Raw genomic sequence first — 18858 nt, 5'->3', positions numbered from 1 at the left:
TACATTTGCGCACTTTTACAAAAGACTCTTAGAAATTATGATGAAATACATTAAAAGTAAGAAGATTAACATAAAAGACGATTCTTTAGCAGGTATTACAGTATCGTTAGCGATGATACCAGAAGTGGTAGCTTTTGCTTTTGTGGCTCAAATTAGTCCTATTGTAGCACTGTTTGGAGCTTTCGTTGTGGGAATTGTTTCAGCAATTTTTGGAGGAAGACCAGGTTTAATTTCAGGAGCAGCAGGAGCTGTGGCTGTAATTTTTGTAAACATGATACAAGAAGGACACGCAAAAGGATTGTTGTTTGATACACCTGTAGAAAACATGGGATACTTCTATTTACTAGCAGCTGTAGTTTTAATGGGAATAATTCAAGTGTTAGCAGGAGTATTTAAACTTGGGAAATTAGTTAGACTAATTCCACATCCAGTAATGATGGGATTTGTAAACGGTTTAGCTGTAGTTATTTTTATTGCACAACTAGGAATGTTTAAAGAAAATAAGAAAGATATTTTCGGGCAAAACATGCGTAAAACCGAATCGAAAGAACTGGTTTATAAAATAGCAGATAATGAAGTACAAGACCTAGTATCAAATGCTGCATTATTTTCAATCAAAGGAAATTCAGTAATTAACAATCAAACAAATCAAGAAGTTTTTGTAAAATCAGATACACAAGTTTTTGATGCTAAAACAAAAAAGGTTGTTTTTAATATAGAAAATGACGGATTCTATTCAGTAAAAGATAGTGGAGTAGTAAAATCTACTTTACAAGGAACAAAACTATATACTATGATTGGGTTAGTATTGTTAACAATGCTAATTATATGGTTACTTCCTAAATTGACAACAAAAGTACCAGCAGCGTTAACGGCTATTTTAATTGTTACGTTTGTGTCTATTTTTGGAGGATTAGAGTCTATCAATGTTGGAGATTTTATTAGAGATGGTGGAGGAGCAGGTTTAAATGGTTTTGATGAAATTTCTAAAAAAATGAATTTAGCAGAACTTTGGAGCAATTTACCATTCAATTTAGATACTTTAAAGTTTATAGCACCGTATGCCTTTTTAGCTGCTTCAGTTGGATTGATTGAAACATTAATGACGATGAATTTAGTGGATGAGTTAACAGATTCAAGAGGTGATGGTAATAAAGAGTGTGTAGCACAAGGAGCAGGAAATATGTTAAGTGGTTTGTTTGGAGGAACTGGTGGTTGTGGTATGATTGGTCAAACAGTAATTAACATTAACGCAGGTGGTAGAGGGCGTTTATCAGGAGTTATGATGGCGGTTACTTTATTAATTTTTATCCTTTTTGCAGATAAATATATAGAACAAGTACCTATTGCAGCTTTAGTAGGAGTAATGTTTATGATGGTAATTGACACATTTGCATGGTCGAGCTTTAGAATTATGAACAAGATACCAAAATCAGATGCGATTGTGTTAATTATAGTATCAGCGGTAACCGTGATTTTTGATTTAGCAATTGCTGTATTTGTTGGAGTAATTATTTCAGCATTAGTTTTTGCTTGGGAAAATGCCAAGAAAATTAGAGCAAGAAAACGTTTTAAACAAGATGGAACCAAAATTTACGAAATTTGGGGGCCTTTATTCTTCGGAAGTATTACTGCTTTTAACGAAAAGTTTGATATTAAGAATGATCCAGATAATGTGGAGATTGACTTTGTAGAGTCGCGTATTTCTGATCATTCAGCTATTGAAGCTATTTTTATATTAGTAGAAAAATATCAAAAGGTAGGAAAAAAGGTAACTTTAAAACATTTAAGTGAAGATTGTAAGGTATTACTTTATAAAGCAAGTCCTATTTTTGCAGATGTAATTGAAGAAGCGGTAGATGATCCTCGTTATCATTTAGCGGCTAATCCAGAAGATTTTCCTAAGCCATTATCAGAATATAGTTTTTAAATCGTTGAGCGATAAAAAATAAAAAATCCCGCTATTAGCGGGATTTTTTATTACTCTTATTTTTTCTGAAGCGGACTTATAATTTCTACATCACTAAAAGCAATAGCACCTCTAATAACACTATCAATTGTAGTTTTTAAAGCTTCTATCAATTGCATTTTTAATTGAGATTTATGATAAATCAAACTAACCTCACGTGCAGGAGAAGGAGTTTCAAACTCTCTTAAATGAGTTTTGTCTCGTTCATTTAGGTCCAAAGTATTTAAGTAAGGAAGTAATGTCATTCCTAAACCGTCTTTAGATAACTTTATTAATGTATCAAAACTTCCACTTTCTAATTGAAAGTGATGTGTTGAACTTCTTTTATTTGTTCTGCAAAGATTAATTACACTGTCTTTAAAACAATGTCCGTCTTCTAACAATAAAATATCATCAACCTCTAAATCATCAACTTTTAATTTCTTTTGTTTAAACAAACGATGTTCGCTAGGAACCAAACCAACAAAAGGTTCATAATATAGAACGCGCTCTTTTATAGCTTCATTTTCTAATGGAGTTGCAGCAATAGCAGCGTCGATATAACCATCCATTAATTTTCTAACAATTTCCTCTGTAGTTAACTCTTCAATAACTAATTGAACTTTTGGATAGTTCTTACTAAAAGTTTTTAAAAACATAGGAAGCAACGTAGGCATAATTGTAGGAATAATACCTAGTCTGAACTCACCACCAACATACCCTTTTTGTTGGTGTACAATATCTATAATACGATTACTCTCATCAACAATAACTTTGGCTTGCTCTACAATACGCTTACCAACTTCAGTTAATTCAATAGGTTTTTTAGAGCGATTAAAAATCTTAGCATCTAATTCTTCTTCTAATTTCTGAATTTGCATACTCAACGTTGGTTGTGTAACAAAGCAATGTTCTGCCGCTATGGTAAAATTTTTATATTCAGCAACAGCTAGTGTATATTTTAATTGTGTTATAGTCATTTCAATAATAATTTTCGATAAAGATATTAAAACAATCGATTACCTTTATAGTAAAACTGTTAAAACTTGCCCTAAATTTGTAGTAGAAAAAGTAAAAAACTTAAAATCAAAACAATATGTCAACCACAATTTTAGGATTAGATAAACAAAAAACCGAAAACTTAGTAAATGAGTTAAATACATTACTAGCAAATTTTCAAGTGTATTACCAAAATGCAAGAGGGTTACACTGGAATATTAAAGGGAAAAACTTCTTTGAGTTGCATATGAAGTTTGAAGAATTTTATACAGATGCACAAGAAAAAGTAGACTTAATTGCAGAACGTATTTTAACATTACAAGGAACGCCATTACATACTTTTGAAGATTACACTAGTGTATCAAGAGTACCAGTAGGAAAAAATATTTCAAATGATGTTGAAGCGGTAAAGTTAATTATTGGCTCACTATCAGAATTATTAAAAATAGAACGTACAATTCTTGATTTGTCTGATAAAGCTGAAGATGAGGGTACAAACTCAATGATGAGTGACTTTATAGCAGAACAAGAAAAAACATTGTGGATGATGAATGCTTGGTTAGGCTAAGAAATAGTTATCTATGTTTTGGGGATGAAAGAGCAACGTATTTACGTTGCTTTTTTTGTTTTTAGTAAAAAATGATGTAACCTATTTTCGCTTATGTCGTCCTAAGTGTAATAATCATGAAAACAAATCAAATGAAAAACCGAATTCAACTAAAACAAATATTACTCTTCTCTTTTTGCTTTTTATTAACAAATTTAGTGTCTGCCCAAAATTTGACATCAAAGGTTGATGAAATTTTACAAACGCAATTCAAAAATAATAAAACAGGAGCAGTAGCTTTGGTAGCTAAAAAAGGAAATGTTATTTATAGAAAAGCTTTTGGAAAAGCTAATTTAGAGCTTAATGTGGATATGGTGCCAGAAAATGTTTTTGAAGTAGGTTCAATAACAAAACAATTTACATCAGTTTCAATATTAATGTTGTTAGAAGAAGGTAAGCTAAGTTTAGAAGATGATATAACTAAGTTTATACCTGATTATCCAACGAATGGAAAACAAATTACTGTTCATCACTTATTAACACATACATCGGGAATTAAAAGTTATACATCAATGCAAAAGTTTGGAGAGGTGACAACTAAAGATGTAGAACCTTTAAAATTTATTGATTTTTTTAAGAATGAGCCAATGGATTTTGAACCAGGAGAAAAGTATAAATACAATAATTCTGGATATTTTATTTTAGGATATATTGTTGAAAAAGTAAGTGGAATGAGCTATCCGAAATTTGTTGAAGAACAAATTTTTAAGAAGCTAAATATGAATTCTTCTTATTACGGAAGCCATACAAAATTAATTAAAAACAGAGCAGCAGGTTATCGAAAGAGAAATGGAGAATATTCAAATGCTCAATATATAAGTATGACATTACCTTATGCAGCAGGTTCAATCATGTCTAATGTAGATGATATGTTAAAGTGGCAAACAGCCATTCGTAATAATACATTAGTAAAAAAAGAAACAATTGATAAAGCGTTTACCAATTACACACTGAATAATGGTAAGAAAATAAACTATGGATATGGTTGGAGTCTAAACGAAATAAACGGAGTACCAACTTTGGAACACGGTGGCTCAATTCCTGGATATAAATCTATGGGAGTATATGTACCTAGTGAAGATGTGTATGTAATTGTGTTTTCTAATTGTGGTTGTAAATCACCAACAGCTTTGACTATAAAAATAGCAGCTTTGGCTATTAATAAACCTTTTTCTTCAGGTAATAATGCCGTTTCTTTATCAAAAGAAGAGTTGCAAAAATGGGTAGGTGCTTATAAATTTGAAGATGGAGGAATTCGTTTAATTACGATGGAAAATAACCAACTGTATAGTCAAAGAGAAGGGAGTTCAAGTAAATTTAAGATTTATCCAACTTCACCAAATGAGTTTTCTTTTGAAGACGGATTTTACACGTATAAGTTTTCAGAAAAAAAAGGAAAGAAAATAGCAATCTTTCAAAACAGAATAAAAAAAGAAAAAGGTATGTCTACAGCTATAACCAAAGCTAAAGGTAAGGAAAGGAGCTAAAAAGCGAAATTAGAATAAATACTTAATTAAAATCCGAATACTTACAAAGGCAATCAAAATAGCGGTTGCCTTTTTTAGTTGAGAGGGAGTGAAGAATTGATTACTCATTCTGCTACCAATTTGACCGCCAATAAAAACGGTAATTAACAAACTAGAAGTTAGTGTCCAATCAATAGAAAACTCAGGATTTGTATACTGACCTATCAACCCAGATATAGAGTTTACCAAAATAAAAAAGCTTGCTGTAGCTGCTATTTTCTTTGGAGTGTCCCAATTGGTTAAATGAAGCAATGGAGCTAAGAAGATACCACCACCAATACCAACCATCCCAGAAATAAAACCAATTACTCCACCATAACCTGCATTTTTTGACAAGTTTAAATCTTTAGTTTTACTGTTATTGGTAACTACTTTGTTAGAAATCCACATGGTAATAGCAGCAAAAAGTAGTGTGAAACCTAAGAGAATAAAGAAAAAAGTTTGACTTATTCGTAAATAGCCACCTAAAAAAGCCATAGGAATGCTAAATAAAGTAAGCGGAATAACCTTTTTCCAGTTATATTGTTTTTGTTGCATATACAGTAAAACATTACCCGTAACAACCATTACATTACATAGTAGAGCTGTAGCTCTAATTTGTGTAAAAAGTAACCCAGTAAGTGCTAAGACAGCTAAGTAACTAGAACCTCCACCAAATCCGACAGAGGAGTATAGAACAGCTACGATAAAGAAAAGTAAAATTATGTACCAATTAGTACTTAAAACATCTAAAAAAAGAGATATCATCATATTAAACAAATGTAACTATAAAAGTTTTTTGAAAAAAGCTGATGATTTACTCTTTTAGAAAAGACTTTTTAAATTGCTGAGGAGTAATCATTTCCATTTTTTTAAATTGTCTGTTGAAATAGCTAATATTGTTAAAACCAGATTTGTAGGCTATTTCAGAGATTCGTAGGTTTTTAGATTGTTTTATAAGTTTCTTAGAAAACTTAATCTTTTCAGAGTTTATGTAGTCAATAGGAGAAATTCCTAAGGTGTTTTTAAATTTTTTATGAAAATGAGATGTACTCATACAAGCTTTCTTAGCTAACAATTCTACAGTAATATCTTTATTTGTGAGGTTGTTTTTTATAAACTTAATAACCATACCTATACGTGTATCTGTAAGCGTGCCAGAAGGATCATTTAAAATAAAAGCTTTAGCCTTAGTTTGTAATAATCTCACAATAAGTTCTTGAATCATTAAATCAAGAAGAATGTCTTTGGACTTATTTTGGTCAGTAAAAGTGTGTACCAAACGTCCTACTAAATGATTAATATCTGTATTGTGTACTAGGTGAGAAGAAGTTTCATTTAGCTTCCAATTATTGTTTTCACGTTCAATAGCTACGTTATGATTAAACTTTTCTACTATCTCATCTATCTTATTAGAATCAATGCCTAAGGCCAAACACTGAGTAGGATTATTCTTTTCAGCTAAAGGGAAATCGATAATCATTTCTTTGTTAGTCGGCATTACTACAGATTCACCAGGAAAGAAATCAAAAGGTTCCATACCTTCTAAATGCATTACTTTTTTTCCAGTAAGCATACTTGCAATAACAGGAAAATCAAAAGTTAAAGATATCTGCTCCGCACTTTTATGAGTCTCAAAAATATTCAACTCCGCATATTCAGCATTATACGTAGTTCTGTTCTCAATTAAAGTAGTGAGTTTTCTACTTTCTTTATGTCTACTTAATAAATGGTTCATAATCAATAGTACAAAATTCTATCTATGTATTTTTTAAGATAATAGATATGTGTTACAATTTAATAAATACGTTCAATATATTGACTATATGATATTTTAATTTTACAAAAATTACGAAATATTCATTTTTAACATGTGTTAATTAAGGAAGTGTTATTTCGATAGTTGATTTAAGTAAAAAACAAAAATACAAAGTTTTATGAGTTACGCGAAACCAAAATTTAAAGACACTTATGCAAATTTTATCAATGGAAAGTTTGTGTCTCCATTAGGAGGAGAATATTTTGACAATACATCTCCAATTGATAATAGCATTATAGCAAAATATCCAAGATCACAAAAAGAAGATGTTGAATTAGCATTAGACGCAGCAAATGCAGCCAAAGAAAGCTGGGGAAACACTTCAGCAGCAGAACGAGCATCTTTATTAAATAAAGTAGCAGATATTATTGAGGCAAATTTAGAAGAGTTTGCATTAGTAGAAACGTGTGATAATGGAAAACCAATACGAGAAACATTAAATGCAGATGTTCCTCTAGCGGCAGATCATTGGCGTTATTTTGCTGCAGCAATTAGAGCAGAAGAGGGTAGTGCTACCGAGCTTGACCAAAATACCTTGTCAATGAACATTAAAGAGCCTTTAGGGGTTGTTGGACAAATTATTCCTTGGAATTTTCCTCTTTTAATGTTGTCATGGAAGCTACCACCAGCACTAGCAACAGGTAACTGTGTGATATTAAAACCAGCTGAACAAACTCCATCATCAGCAACACTTTTAATGGAAAAAATAGCAGGTGTTTTTCCTCCAGGAGTTATTAATGTGATACATGGTTTTGGACCAGAAGCTGGTAAACCATTAGCATCAAGCCCTAGAATAGATAAAGTAGCATTTACAGGAGAAACTACTACAGGGCAGTTAATTATGCAATACGCTTCTAAAAACTTAAATCCAGTAACGATGGAATTAGGAGGTAAGTCTCCAAATATCTTCTTTAATAGCGTAATGGATGAAGACGATGCATTTTTAGACAAAGCAATTGAGGGTGCAGTGTTGTTTGCTTTTAATCAAGGAGAAGTATGTACCTGTCCTTCACGTATCTTAGTGCAAGAAGATATTTATGATAAGTTTATGGAGCGAGTGGTAGCAAGAACAAAAGCTATTGTTCAAAATAGTCCGTACGATGTAAATACGATGGTAGGTGCGCAAGCATCAAACGATCAATATGAAAAAATACAAGCCTATATTAACATAGGAAAAGAAGAAGGAGCGAAAGTGTTATGTGGGGGAGAAGCTAATAAATTAGAAGGAGAGTTAGCGAATGGATTCTATATTAAACCAACTATTTTGGAAGGACATAACAAAATGCGTGTATTCCAAGAAGAAATTTTTGGTCCAGTAGTATGTGTAACAAAATTCAAAGATGAAGCTGAAGCATTAGAAATAGCAAACGATACGATGTATGGATTAGGAGCAGGAGTTTGGACGCGTGATGCACATCAGTTATATCAAATTCCAAGAGCTATTAAAGCAGGTAGAGTTTGGGTGAACTGTTACCACTCATACCCAGCACATGCGCCATTTGGAGGATATAAAAAATCAGGATTTGGTAGAGAAACCCACTTAATGATGATGGACCACTATCGTCAAACTAAGAACATGTTGATATCGTATGATAAAAACAAGTTAGGGTTCTTTTAGTTGTTTGTAAATACTGGGCTGATGCCCAGTATTTTATAATTTAAAAATAGAATATGCAAAGAGTAGCAATAACAGAAGCGGCAAAAGAAATAGTTGAAAAACTAAAAAAACAGCATGGAGCATTGATTTTTCATCAAAGTGGAGGGTGTTGTGATGGTTCGTCTCCAATGATTTTTCCTAAAGATGAAATGTATTTAGATGAAAGTGATATTCTGTTAGGTGTGTTAAATGAAGTTCCTTTTTATATGAATAAAGATCAATATGAATATTGGAAGCATACGCACTTAGCGATTGATATAACTGAAGGAAGAGGATCAAGTTTTTCACTAGAGATTCCTTTAGGAGTTCGCTTTATCGTACATTCACGATTATTGCAACAAGAAAATGAAGATTAGTATGTGTTTTAAGAAGAAGAACTAATAAGTTGATAAACAATTAAAAATGATTTATTTTAGTAGCTTAAGCTAAAATAAAAGAAGTATAAGAATGAGTAATTACCACGTAAAAAACCTAGAAGAATATTTTCAAGTATATAGAAAGTCCGTAAGAAATCCAGAGTTATTTTGGGAAGAAATAGCAGAAGAACACTTTGTTTGGAGAAAAAAATGGGATACCGTTTTAGACTATGATTTTGAGAAAACTGAGTTTAAATGGTTTGAAGGAGCAAAACTAAATATTACAGAAAACTGTATAGATCGTCATTTGCATATTAGAGGAGATAAAACTGCCATTTTATTTGAACCAAATAATCCAAATGAAGAAGCCGAACATATATCTTATAAAGAATTACACAAGCGTGTTTGTAAATTCGCTAATGTGTTAAAAGACCATGGAATTAAGAAAGGAGATAGAGTTTGTGTCTACTTACCAATGATTCCAGAATTGGCTATTTCAGTTTTAGCTTGTGCTCGAATTGGAGCAGTGCATTCAGTTGTTTTTGCAGGGTTTTCATCAACAGCATTAGCTACGAGAATAAATGATTGCGAAGCAAAAATGGTAATTACCTCAGATGGTTCTTATAGAGGAGCTAAAACAATTGATTTAAAAAGTATTGTTGATGAGGCATTAGAAAATTGTCCTACCATAGAAAATGTATTAGTAGCCAAAAGAATTAATTCAGATATTCAGTTAAAAGAAGGACGTGATAAGTGGTTAGAACCTTTGCTAGAAGAAGCTTATCAAGACTGTGTTCCTGAGATTATGGATGCTGAAGATCCACTATTCATTTTATATACTTCAGGTTCAACAGGAAGTCCAAAAGGAATGTTACATACCACAGCAGGTTATATGGTATACACAGCATATACATTTAAAAATGTTTTCAATTATAAAGAAAATGATGTGTATTGGTGTACAGCAGATATTGGTTGGATTACAGGTCACAGTTATATTGTGTACGGTCCCTTAGCAAACGGAGCTACAACAGTAATGTTTGAAGGTGTTCCTAGTTATCCAGACTTTGGTCGTTTTTGGGAAATAGTTGAAAAACACAACATAAATCAATTTTATACAGCACCAACAGCAATCAGAGCATTAGCAAAAGAAAACTTAGATTTTGTAGATAGTCACGATTTATCCTCAATAAAAGTTTTAGGAACGGTTGGAGAGCCTATTAACGAAGAAGCGTGGCACTGGTATAACGATAATGTAGGTAAAAAGAAAAGCCCAATAGTAGATACTTGGTGGCAAACTGAAACGGGAGGGATCATGATTTCACCATTGCCATATATCACTCCAACAAAACCAACTTATGCAACATTACCTTTACCAGGAATTCAAATAGCGTTAATGGATGAAAACGGAAAAGAAGTAAAAGGAAATCAAGTTGATGGAAGATTGTGCATAAAATATCCTTGGCCATCTATGGCAAGAACTATATGGGGAAACCATCAGCGTTATAAAGAGACGTATTTCTCAGCATTCGATAATATGTATTTTACAGGTGATGGAGCGCTTCGTGATGAGGTGGGATATTACCGAATTACAGGTAGGGTAGATGATGTAATTATAGTTTCAGGTCATAACTTAGGAACCGCACCTATTGAAGATGCAGTGAATGAACATCCAGCCGTAGCTGAAAGTGCTATTGTAGGTTTTCCTCATGATGTAAAAGGAAATGCCTTATATGGTTATGTTATTTTAAAAGAAACAGGAGAAACAAGAAACCAAGACAATTTATACAAAGAGATAAATCAAATTATTACAGAACATATTGGTCCGATAGCGAAGTTGGATAAAATTCAGTTTACAGAAGGATTGCCTAAAACACGTTCAGGAAAGATTATGCGTCGTATTCTTAGAAAAATTGCACACAACGAATTAGATAATTTAGGAGATGTCTCTACACTTCTAAATCCTGAAGTTGTACAAAGTATAATTGATAATAGATTGTAAAATAGTGAAAAAGGGTTCTTATAAGAATCCTTTTTCTTTTGCTATTAAAATTAAATCACGATCATCAGAGTTGTCAACCCCAAACACTTTAGCCATTTGTCGCTTCCTTTTTTGAACGGCAGCTAATGATAATGGAAGAATATTAGGTAATTTATTCACGCGATTACCAATAGATAATTCATACAATATTTTTCTATCTAAATCATCTAAAAAGTACTCATTAGAAACTTGACTTCTCAGCATTTTCATTACAGTTTTACTATAATATGGAGGGTCGCTAAGAACTTCTTTAATGGCGTGAACCAATTCTACAGGAGTAATGTCGTTTTTAACTAAAAAACCATCAGGATTTACATTTTTTAAAATACTGTGTACACGGTAATTGTCGTTAAAAGTAGTAGAAATGATAATTTTAGATTCAGGTAGTTTTTCATTAATAATCAAACCTAAATCTTCACCAGATAAAATGCCTTTTTCTTCCATAGGAGGGAGGCTAATATCTAAAAAGATAATTTCAATTGGTCGATTAGAAGAGGAGTATGCCTCTATAATTTCATCGGCAGTCCCACAATTATTTGCTATTTGTACCTGAAAAGAGATGTTTTCACCTTGGCTTTCAATATAAGTAAAAGCACTTTTATAAGCTTCTGATATTAAGGGGTGATCGTCAATTATTAAAGCGTTATACTTTTTGTTTTCCATTTGTTGCATTAAAAGGGGTTATAATAACAAGCGTAGTTCCTTGGTTTTCTTTAGAAATAAACTCTAAATTACCACCTAGTTTTTTTACTCTTGCTGTAATATTTTTTATACCAATTCCCTTTTTCTTTTTCTCGGTATTAAAACCAATTCCGTCATCTTTTAACGAAATAATAAGCTCTTTTTTATTAAATGAGACGTCTAAGGTAACGTTTTTTGCCTTAGCATGCTTAATTATGTTTTGTAAAGCTTCTTGTATTATACGATAAACATTAGCTTTTGTAACCTCACTAATTTCACTCCAAGGAATAGTTTTATCAAAATCAAATTGATAGCTAAAGTTACCAATAGTACTTCTGTCTTTTAAAAGTTGTGTTAAAATAGTTGTAAAATTAATATTAGCACTATCAAAATTATCGCTTAACCTGTGGGAAACATCTCTAATTTCCTTTTCTATTTCTTGTAACTCGTCTAAAAAAGCCTGATGTTTTTCTTGAGTTTCAGGTTTCATTTGCATTGCTAAAAAACCAAGGTTTACTCGAGTACCGAAAAGTTTTCCTAAAACACCATCGTGTAGTTCAGCTGAAATACGGTTACGTTCGTTAACACGTTCTTCTTCTAACTTAGCCTGTTGTTGTAGTGTTAATACATACACTTCTTCATTAGCTTTTTGTTGTTCCGCCTCTAGTTTTAATTTCTCATTTCTTACTTTTTGTACACGTAAAAAATATAGTAGGCTAAGAACTAACAGACCAGCGAAACTAGTTACAATAATCCATACACGTTGTTGACTTAAACGCTCCGTTTCTTCAATATATTCATCTGTTTCAAACTCAATACGTGTAAATTTATTCTGTATTCTACGTTCAGCACTAATTAAACTATCGTTAAACTCTATGTAGCGATCTAGGTGTTTTTTAGAATTTTGTTTGTCTAAGTTGGCGAGTTGTTTTAAAGAAGCTAAATAATCTCTACCGTTTTTTAATTCTTTAGCAATTGAGTTAGCCTCTTTAGCATATTGTAGAGCTTTGGTACTATCTTTAGAATATAAATAAAAGTCTGATAGATGAATTTTATTTATAAGTATGCCTTCTTTATATTTTAAACTATCTCGAATATTTAAAGCATAGTGAAAATCTTTTTCTATCCCTATGGTATCCTTCATAAAGAGTTTACAGTAGGCACGATTATCTATTAATCTAGCTAAATTATCTATTTGATAATTATTGTCAATGGCTTTATTGTAGTAATTTATCGCTTCTTTATATTTTTTCTTTTTAAAATAAGTTAGACCTATGTTGTTTAATAAATTCTCATTATAATTTTTTAAAAGTTTAGTTTTGTTTAAGTAGAATAGAGCTTTGTCATAATAAAATAAAGCCTTATCATAATTTTTTATATCAACTTGTAATAAACCTAGATGATTATAGGAAATGTATAAACGTTTGTAATTTTTTAGTTCTTTAAAGATTTTGATAGCTTCTATACCGAGAATCTCACTACCAGTATAATCTCTATACTTTCCTTTTATATTAGCCATCCCTTGTAGGGTTTGTGAAGCTTCATTTTTAAATCCACCTTTAATAAAGTTTTGATAGGCTTCATTTAAATGAAAATAGCCTTTTTCATAAATTTCCAATTTCACATAATAAGTAGCGTAATTCCAATGAGTATCACCAATGGCATAGGAGTGATAAGTTTTAGTTGCAAGTTGTAATGCTTCTTTGTTGATTTTAAAAAAATGTACGGTATCCTTTAATTTATAAAATTCATAAGCGATAGAGCTAAGTTCTAAAGGTGTTTTTATGTTGTATTTTTTAATGTAATTATAAGATCTAAGAAGTAATTGTTTTTTAGAAAGTGTATCTATTTTTTTATTTTTGGCTTGTTTAAGCCATAGCTTAATGCTGTCATTTTGTTTTATTTCTTGTAGGGTAAGAGAGAAACAGTAAGAATCTACTGAAAAGAGAATAATAAATAAAAAAAAGCTTTTCTTTAAATACTTCAAGGTTGTTGATTTTAGACAAAACTAAAAAAAGCTTTTAACAATTTTGTTAAAAGCTTATAAATAAATATTAAGGTTAATTTCCTTTAGTTCCATCCCCATTGTTACCGCTTCCATCACCACCTGTATCAAGGTCGGTAGTTCCTCCAGTACCGTCATCGCCGGTACCATCAGTAGGTACATTAGTGTTTGAAACTAATTCTGTTTGGTTAACAGTGTTGTTTGGTACAATATCTTCTGTTAAGTCTGTACAACTTGTAGTTAACAAAAATAACGTGCTTATTAGTAGTGTAAATTTTAAAGTTCTCATAATTTCAATTTTTAAATTTTGACAATAGTTTTCCTAGCCGCATGTGCAGCTCGTATAGCATCGAAATAAATTTTCGTGTGTATTACATCATTTTTTAAATGAGGCAATAGTCATCTAACCCAAGTGTTTGGGTAGTAGGTAGAATTAAATTGATAGAAACATCAATTCATGAAGATGCGTTACTACTAAGGCCTATTGAGTACAACAGACTTCAGGGAATTCTACTTTGTCATAAAGGAAGCGTTTGCAATTTTTTTAAATGAACGCTAGTTGATTTCTGATTCTAAAATAGTGACAACATTATTAATAATGAAGATGATTTTAGTAAGCGTTCTTGTTTAATGAGTAAACGTCCTTTTTCATTTAGTATGTGCAATTTTAATGTTTTCATAGCATTTATTTTGTCTTCTTAATATAGTGAAAAAAAACGAATTATACAAGTTTTAACTTGTTAAAAATGTGTTTTTTAATAAAAAAAAGCGTCTTTTTTAAAAAGACGCTTTTGTGTTATATATAAGTGTAGAATAATTGCTAATTCTTTATTAAATATCTTGCTCCACAATAAACATCCTTGTCTTTTTTTGTTCTGTAACCAGCCCCTTTTCTGTAAGCTAAACTGATACTTTTGTTTATGTTAGTTAATACCATAGTTTTAAATTATTATTTATTAATAATACTAATTAAGTGTACCTTAATAAGTATGGTACAAATATACGAAAATTTTACAATAAAACAAGTGTTTTTAGGTGTTTAAAACATTGTTAATCAGTGTTTTATGGTGTTTTTAAAGTAAGGGGGGGCTGTCCGGATAATATCCAGATAAGTAGTGTTTTTGTAACGTTTTGTACGTTAGGTTCTTAGAGTTCAATTAAGAGTTTTTAATATGTTTTAAATTAAAATTCCATTTTTCAAAAAAAAAATAAAAAAAAGCGTCCAAAATTAATTGGACGCTTTATATATTATTAGTTTTTATAATCAAATCATATTTGAGTTTTCATTATAATTAACATACAACGTCCTGTTTCGAAAGATTCCTTCATCAGGATTCCCGCGAAAACCACATGTTAAGCTCACAAGCTCTTGTGCTATATGTAAATTCATTTTTTTCATGAAAAGCAAATATATAAAATTTTAAATAATTATTGTTTTAACAATATTTTTAGCTTTTAGGGTCTTTTTTGGTTCATTTTGGTGAAAAAGTAAGTCAGTGACTTACTAAAAGTAAGTCACTGACTTACCAAAAAGAAAATTAGACGGTTTATTTTTGTCTCGGTTAAAATTTAAGCCTTCAATAAGGTTAAGATATAAAATGGGGAATTATATCACGTCGTAGGGAAAGTTCTATGAAGAAAAAGAAAAACAAAATGATTTTTTACTCTAACCAAAGTAAAAACTTGATGCAAATTAAGAGTACCTTTTAAGGTGCTCTTTTTTTTTAGAAAAAAGATATATGCTCCGAAGTAATATGGAGTAAGTAAGTTAAGAGATGGTTAAATACTATATTGGTAATAACTAGTGTTTACAGAGAGTTACGAAAAGTAGATGTATAGAATTGTTTAAGTTTAGTTAAAGTTGGTAACCTTTTGATGAGGTAGATTTAAACTACAGCTAAGAACTTCTTAAAGTAAGTGTTGTTGATTTGCGGACATAAAACAAAAATTAACAGAATAATGAAAAACTTACTTAAATTAGGAATTTTTGGTGTTTGTGGTGCAATAGCTTTAACATCTTGCGATTCTGATAGTACACCTAACCAAGGAGATTCAATTGAATTAAAAGCACATTCTAAAACTCCAAACTTCTTAAAATTAGAATCAGAGTTTTCTGGAGTAAACATCTTTCCTTTATTATCATCTGAAGATAAATTAGAAGATGCTCCAAACTTTGTATACGGTTCTATGGCAGATGGAGCTGGATTAATGAGAAATTCAGACGGTACTTATACTTTAATTAATAATATAGAGGCGGATTATTCAATTGCTCGTATTAAATTAGATAAAACATTTAAGCCTGTACATGGTGAATATATTTTAAATGCAAATGCAACAGCAAGTACAGCTCAGTGTTCAGGTTCATTAATTACTGAAGCAGAACATGGTTTTGGTCCATTATACTTATCTGGAGGAGAATGGGGAGGAGCTTCTAAAGGGGTTTTTGCAACTGATCCTTTAAAAAATGCTTCAGCAGCAAGTACTCCAAGAATGTTAACAGCTATGGGGCAATGGTCTACAGAAAATGCAGTGGCAATTGGTAAAGATGCGTACGCAGATAAAACTGTTGTATTTATTGGAGATGATCATTCAGATAATGAAGTTCCTTCAGGTCAATTAGGAATGTATGTAGGTGATAGAGGAGATTTAGAAGGGGGTAAATTATATGGTTTAAAAGTAACGGATGAAGGTATTACTTATGAGGTAGATATGAAAGAAGGTACAACTTACAATGCCTCTTTTGTTGAGTTAACCGAAAAGAATATCGATTTATTAGATGCGGAAGCTAAAGAAAAAGGAGTAATGGGGTTCTCTCGCTTAGAGGATATTGACTGGAGAAGAGGATCAGCTAAAAACAATCGTGAAATCTATTTTTGTGTAACAGGTCGTAAAAAAGATGGTTTAGTAGGAAAAGGAAGTATTTATGGACGTGTTTATAAAGTAGAGTTAAATGAAAACGACCCTACAGGAGTAGCAAAAATTACTTGTGTATTAGATGGTGATAAACTAGAAGGTAAAGCAAGGCTTTTCCATAGTCCTGATAATATTGTAGTAACTGAAAACTATGCGTACATTCAAGAAGATCCAAACGGATATTTTGATGGAGAAAAAAATCATGCTGCAAGTTTATATCAGTATAATTTAAAAACAGGAGAGTTAAAGAAGGTGTTAGAGTGTGATCAGGTTACAGCATCAGCTCAAGGTTATGGAGCATCTTATCAAGATAGTGCATGGGAAATCACTGGTATGATTGATATTTCTGAAACTATTGGTGTAAGTAATACTTTTTTATTAATTACTCAAAATCATGGTTGGGAACCTGCTGATGGAGGAGCGTTTACTGATCCTATGGCAAATGATGCAGCAGAAACAAGAAAGGAAGGAAGTCAATTATATGTAGTTCAAGGATTAGATAGATAATGACAAACAATTTTCAAAAAATAAAAAAGGCACATGTTATCATGTGTCTTTTTCTAGTATCTATAATTAGCTGTAAACAAGAAAAAACAGCGAGTTATATAAAAGTTGATAATCAAGATTTAGTAGTAAAGGTTGAAGAGTATTACTCGAGCCATTTAGATCGTTGTATTGCTCTTTTAGAAGAAATTAACGCTGTTGATGAGGTTTCAGAAAAACTCAAAAAATACAAGTCAGCAAGAAAAGAATTTAAGTTAATTGAACCTATATTAGCTTTTGCTGATAAAGAAAACTACAAGAGTTTAAATGCTCCTAATATTTTAAAGGTTGAAGAGGAAGATGCTACGGATATTAAAATAAGAAAGCCTTTTGGGTTTCAAGTTATTGAAGAATTGTTAAGTGAGGATGAAGTTGACGTTGCTGAGGTAGGGGGTATTATAAAAAAGACAGTAAGTAGGTTTAAACTAATAGCGGCAAACAACACGTTGTATTTAAAAAAACATCATATTTTGTGGTTGTTACGCGATCAAATTGCTCGTATAGCTTTGGTAGGAATAACAGGTTTTGATTCACCTGTGTTAGAGCAATCGTTGACTGAGGCTAAAACAAATTATGAAACCTTATTTTTTATTATAAAAACGTATAAGAGTGAATTTTCAAATGAAAGCTTATATACTGATTGGTTGAATGAAATACAGACAACTCAAAAAGTATTAGAAGATGGAGAGTTTACTACATTCAATCGTTTCGATTTTATTAAAAACCATGCGTATAAGCAATTAGAGTTGTTAGCAAAAACAGCAAAAGATTGGAAAGTGGAATTCCCATTAACTATGGCGTTCAACAATAATATTACTTCGTTATTTTCTAAAGAAACATTTAATATTAATTTCTTTAATGACTATCATCAGTTAGAGAAAGCTATGTCTGAAGAGAAAATAGCTTTAGGAAAAAAGTTATTTAATGATAAAAGCTTATCAAAAGACGGTGTTATGAGTTGTGCTACTTGTCATATTAAGGATAAAGCTTTTACAGATGGATTAGCAACTTTTCCGAAGCAAAAAAGAAATACTCCAACGGTATCGTATGCTGCGTATCAACAAACCTTTTTTCATGATGGAAGAGCGGGAAGTTTAGAGGGGCAAATTGTAGGAGTTGTTGAAAATAAAAATGAGTTTCATACCAATTTAGAAAATTTGACAGAAACTGTAAAAAGTCATAGTGTATATACAAAATCGTTTACTGATTTATATGGAAAAGTAACTGATTTTAATATCAGAAACGCGATGGCAAATTACATTAGAAGTTTAGGAGACTTTAGCTCAAAGTTTGATAAAAACATTAATAATAAAGAAAACACTTTAACAACTTCTGAAATCAACGGTTTTAATCTTTTTATGGGAAAAGCAAAATGCGCGACTTGCCACTTTCCACCTGTGTTTAACGGAACAGTTCCACCTAATTTTACTGAGACTGAGGTAGAGTCTATAGGAGTTCCAAATTTAGAAGAAACAGGGTTAGATGATGACCTAGGTGCTTATAATATATTTAAAACTGAAGAACGAAAATACTTTTTCAAAACTTCTACCGTTCGTAATGTATCCAAAACGGCTCCCTATATGCATAATGGGGTATATGAAACCTTAGAACAAGTAGTTGATTTTTATAATAAAGGTGGTGGACAAGGATTAGGATATAAAGTTCCAAATCAAACGTTACCATCAGATAAATTGAATTTGTCAGAAAAAGAAATTAAAGACCTAATAGCTTTTATGGAAGCCTTAACGGATGAATAATTCATTCAATTTTTATAAGTTAACATAAAA

At 31.3% G+C, this 18858-nt stretch carries 14 protein-coding genes; 8 read left to right on the top strand and 6 right to left on the bottom strand.

Annotation, left to right across the window (positions count from 1 at the left end; all coding sequences use genetic code 11):
- The first annotated feature begins 37 nt into the window (after positions 1-37).
- Positions 38-1930, top strand: a complete 1893-nt coding sequence (locus tag VCM48_RS04545) for a SulP family inorganic anion transporter (RefSeq protein ID WP_482271789.1) — start codon at positions 38-40, stop codon at positions 1928-1930.
- Positions 1931-1986: 56 nt separating this feature from the next.
- Here the strand turns inward: VCM48_RS04545 and VCM48_RS04540 are convergent, their stop codons facing one another.
- Positions 1987-2928 carry a hydrogen peroxide-inducible genes activator gene (locus VCM48_RS04540; RefSeq protein ID WP_099213734.1) on the bottom strand — a complete coding sequence of 314 codons (942 nt, stop codon included), beginning with the start codon at positions 2926-2928 and terminating at the stop codon, positions 1987-1989.
- A 116-nt stretch (positions 2929-3044) separates the two neighbouring features.
- Here VCM48_RS04540 and VCM48_RS04535 point away from each other — a divergent pair, with 116 nt between their 5' ends.
- Complete coding sequence (locus tag VCM48_RS04535; protein ID WP_482271788.1) at positions 3045-3515, top strand: Dps family protein; 471 nt, start codon at positions 3045-3047, stop codon at positions 3513-3515.
- Positions 3516-3631: 116 nt separating this feature from the next.
- Positions 3632-5041 (top strand): serine hydrolase domain-containing protein, encoded by a 1410-nt coding sequence (locus VCM48_RS04530; protein WP_482271787.1) that lies wholly within the window; start codon positions 3632-3634, stop codon positions 5039-5041.
- A gap of 9 nt (positions 5042-5050) precedes the next feature.
- On the opposite strand, the gene VCM48_RS04525 is transcribed toward VCM48_RS04530, so the two are convergent.
- A complete protein-coding gene (locus tag VCM48_RS04525; RefSeq protein ID WP_482271786.1) occupies positions 5051-5830 on the bottom strand; it encodes a sulfite exporter TauE/SafE family protein in 780 nt (259 codons plus the stop codon).
- A 46-nt stretch (positions 5831-5876) separates the two neighbouring features.
- The gene (locus VCM48_RS04520) at positions 5877-6797 is read right to left on the bottom strand and encodes an AraC family transcriptional regulator (RefSeq protein ID WP_121147499.1); all 921 of its coding nucleotides are present in this window, start codon (positions 6795-6797) and stop codon (positions 5877-5879) included.
- Between the two features lie 199 nt (positions 6798-6996).
- Here VCM48_RS04520 and VCM48_RS04515 point away from each other — a divergent pair, with 199 nt between their 5' ends.
- The 3 genes from VCM48_RS04515 to acs all read left to right on the top strand — a co-directional run bounded on the left by VCM48_RS04515 (position 6997) and on the right by acs (position 10890).
- The gene (locus tag VCM48_RS04515) at positions 6997-8496 is read left to right on the top strand and encodes an aldehyde dehydrogenase family protein (RefSeq protein ID WP_482271785.1); all 1500 of its coding nucleotides are present in this window, start codon (positions 6997-6999) and stop codon (positions 8494-8496) included.
- Positions 8497-8549: 53 nt separating this feature from the next.
- Positions 8550-8891: a DUF779 domain-containing protein gene (locus VCM48_RS04510; RefSeq protein ID WP_482271784.1), complete on the top strand. Its 342-nt coding sequence runs from the start codon at positions 8550-8552 to the stop codon at positions 8889-8891.
- 91 nt (positions 8892-8982) lie between these two features.
- The gene (gene acs, locus VCM48_RS04505) at positions 8983-10890 is read left to right on the top strand and encodes an acetate--CoA ligase (protein ID WP_440121247.1); all 1908 of its coding nucleotides are present in this window, start codon (positions 8983-8985) and stop codon (positions 10888-10890) included.
- 18 nt (positions 10891-10908) lie between these two features.
- Here the strand turns inward: acs and VCM48_RS04500 are convergent, their stop codons facing one another.
- The 3 genes from VCM48_RS04500 to VCM48_RS04490 form a co-directional block, all read right to left on the bottom strand.
- Positions 10909-11601, bottom strand: coding sequence for a response regulator (locus VCM48_RS04500; RefSeq protein ID WP_482271783.1), 693 nt, complete (start codon positions 11599-11601; stop codon positions 10909-10911).
- A complete protein-coding gene (locus VCM48_RS04495; protein WP_482271782.1) occupies positions 11573-13597 on the bottom strand; it encodes a tetratricopeptide repeat-containing sensor histidine kinase in 2025 nt (674 codons plus the stop codon). Before VCM48_RS04495 ends, VCM48_RS04500 begins: the two co-directional genes overlap by 29 nt.
- A 73-nt stretch (positions 13598-13670) precedes the next feature.
- Positions 13671-13904, bottom strand: a complete 234-nt coding sequence (locus tag VCM48_RS04490; protein WP_415414989.1) for a hypothetical protein — start codon at positions 13902-13904, stop codon at positions 13671-13673.
- Between the two features lie 1670 nt (positions 13905-15574).
- On the opposite strand from VCM48_RS04490, the gene VCM48_RS04485 reads away from it, so the two are divergent.
- Positions 15575-17035, top strand: coding sequence for an alkaline phosphatase PhoX (locus tag VCM48_RS04485; protein ID WP_482271781.1), 1461 nt, complete (start codon positions 15575-15577; stop codon positions 17033-17035).
- A gap of 41 nt (positions 17036-17076) precedes the next feature.
- Positions 17077-18828, top strand: coding sequence for a cytochrome-c peroxidase (locus VCM48_RS04480; protein ID WP_482271780.1), 1752 nt, complete (start codon positions 17077-17079; stop codon positions 18826-18828).
- Positions 18829-18858 lie beyond the last annotated feature (30 nt).

This window comes from Tenacibaculum sp. DPLXC6, assembly GCF_056815515.1.
Note: the sequence above shows the minus strand (reverse complement) of the source record. Positions and strands in the feature narration are given on the sequence as shown.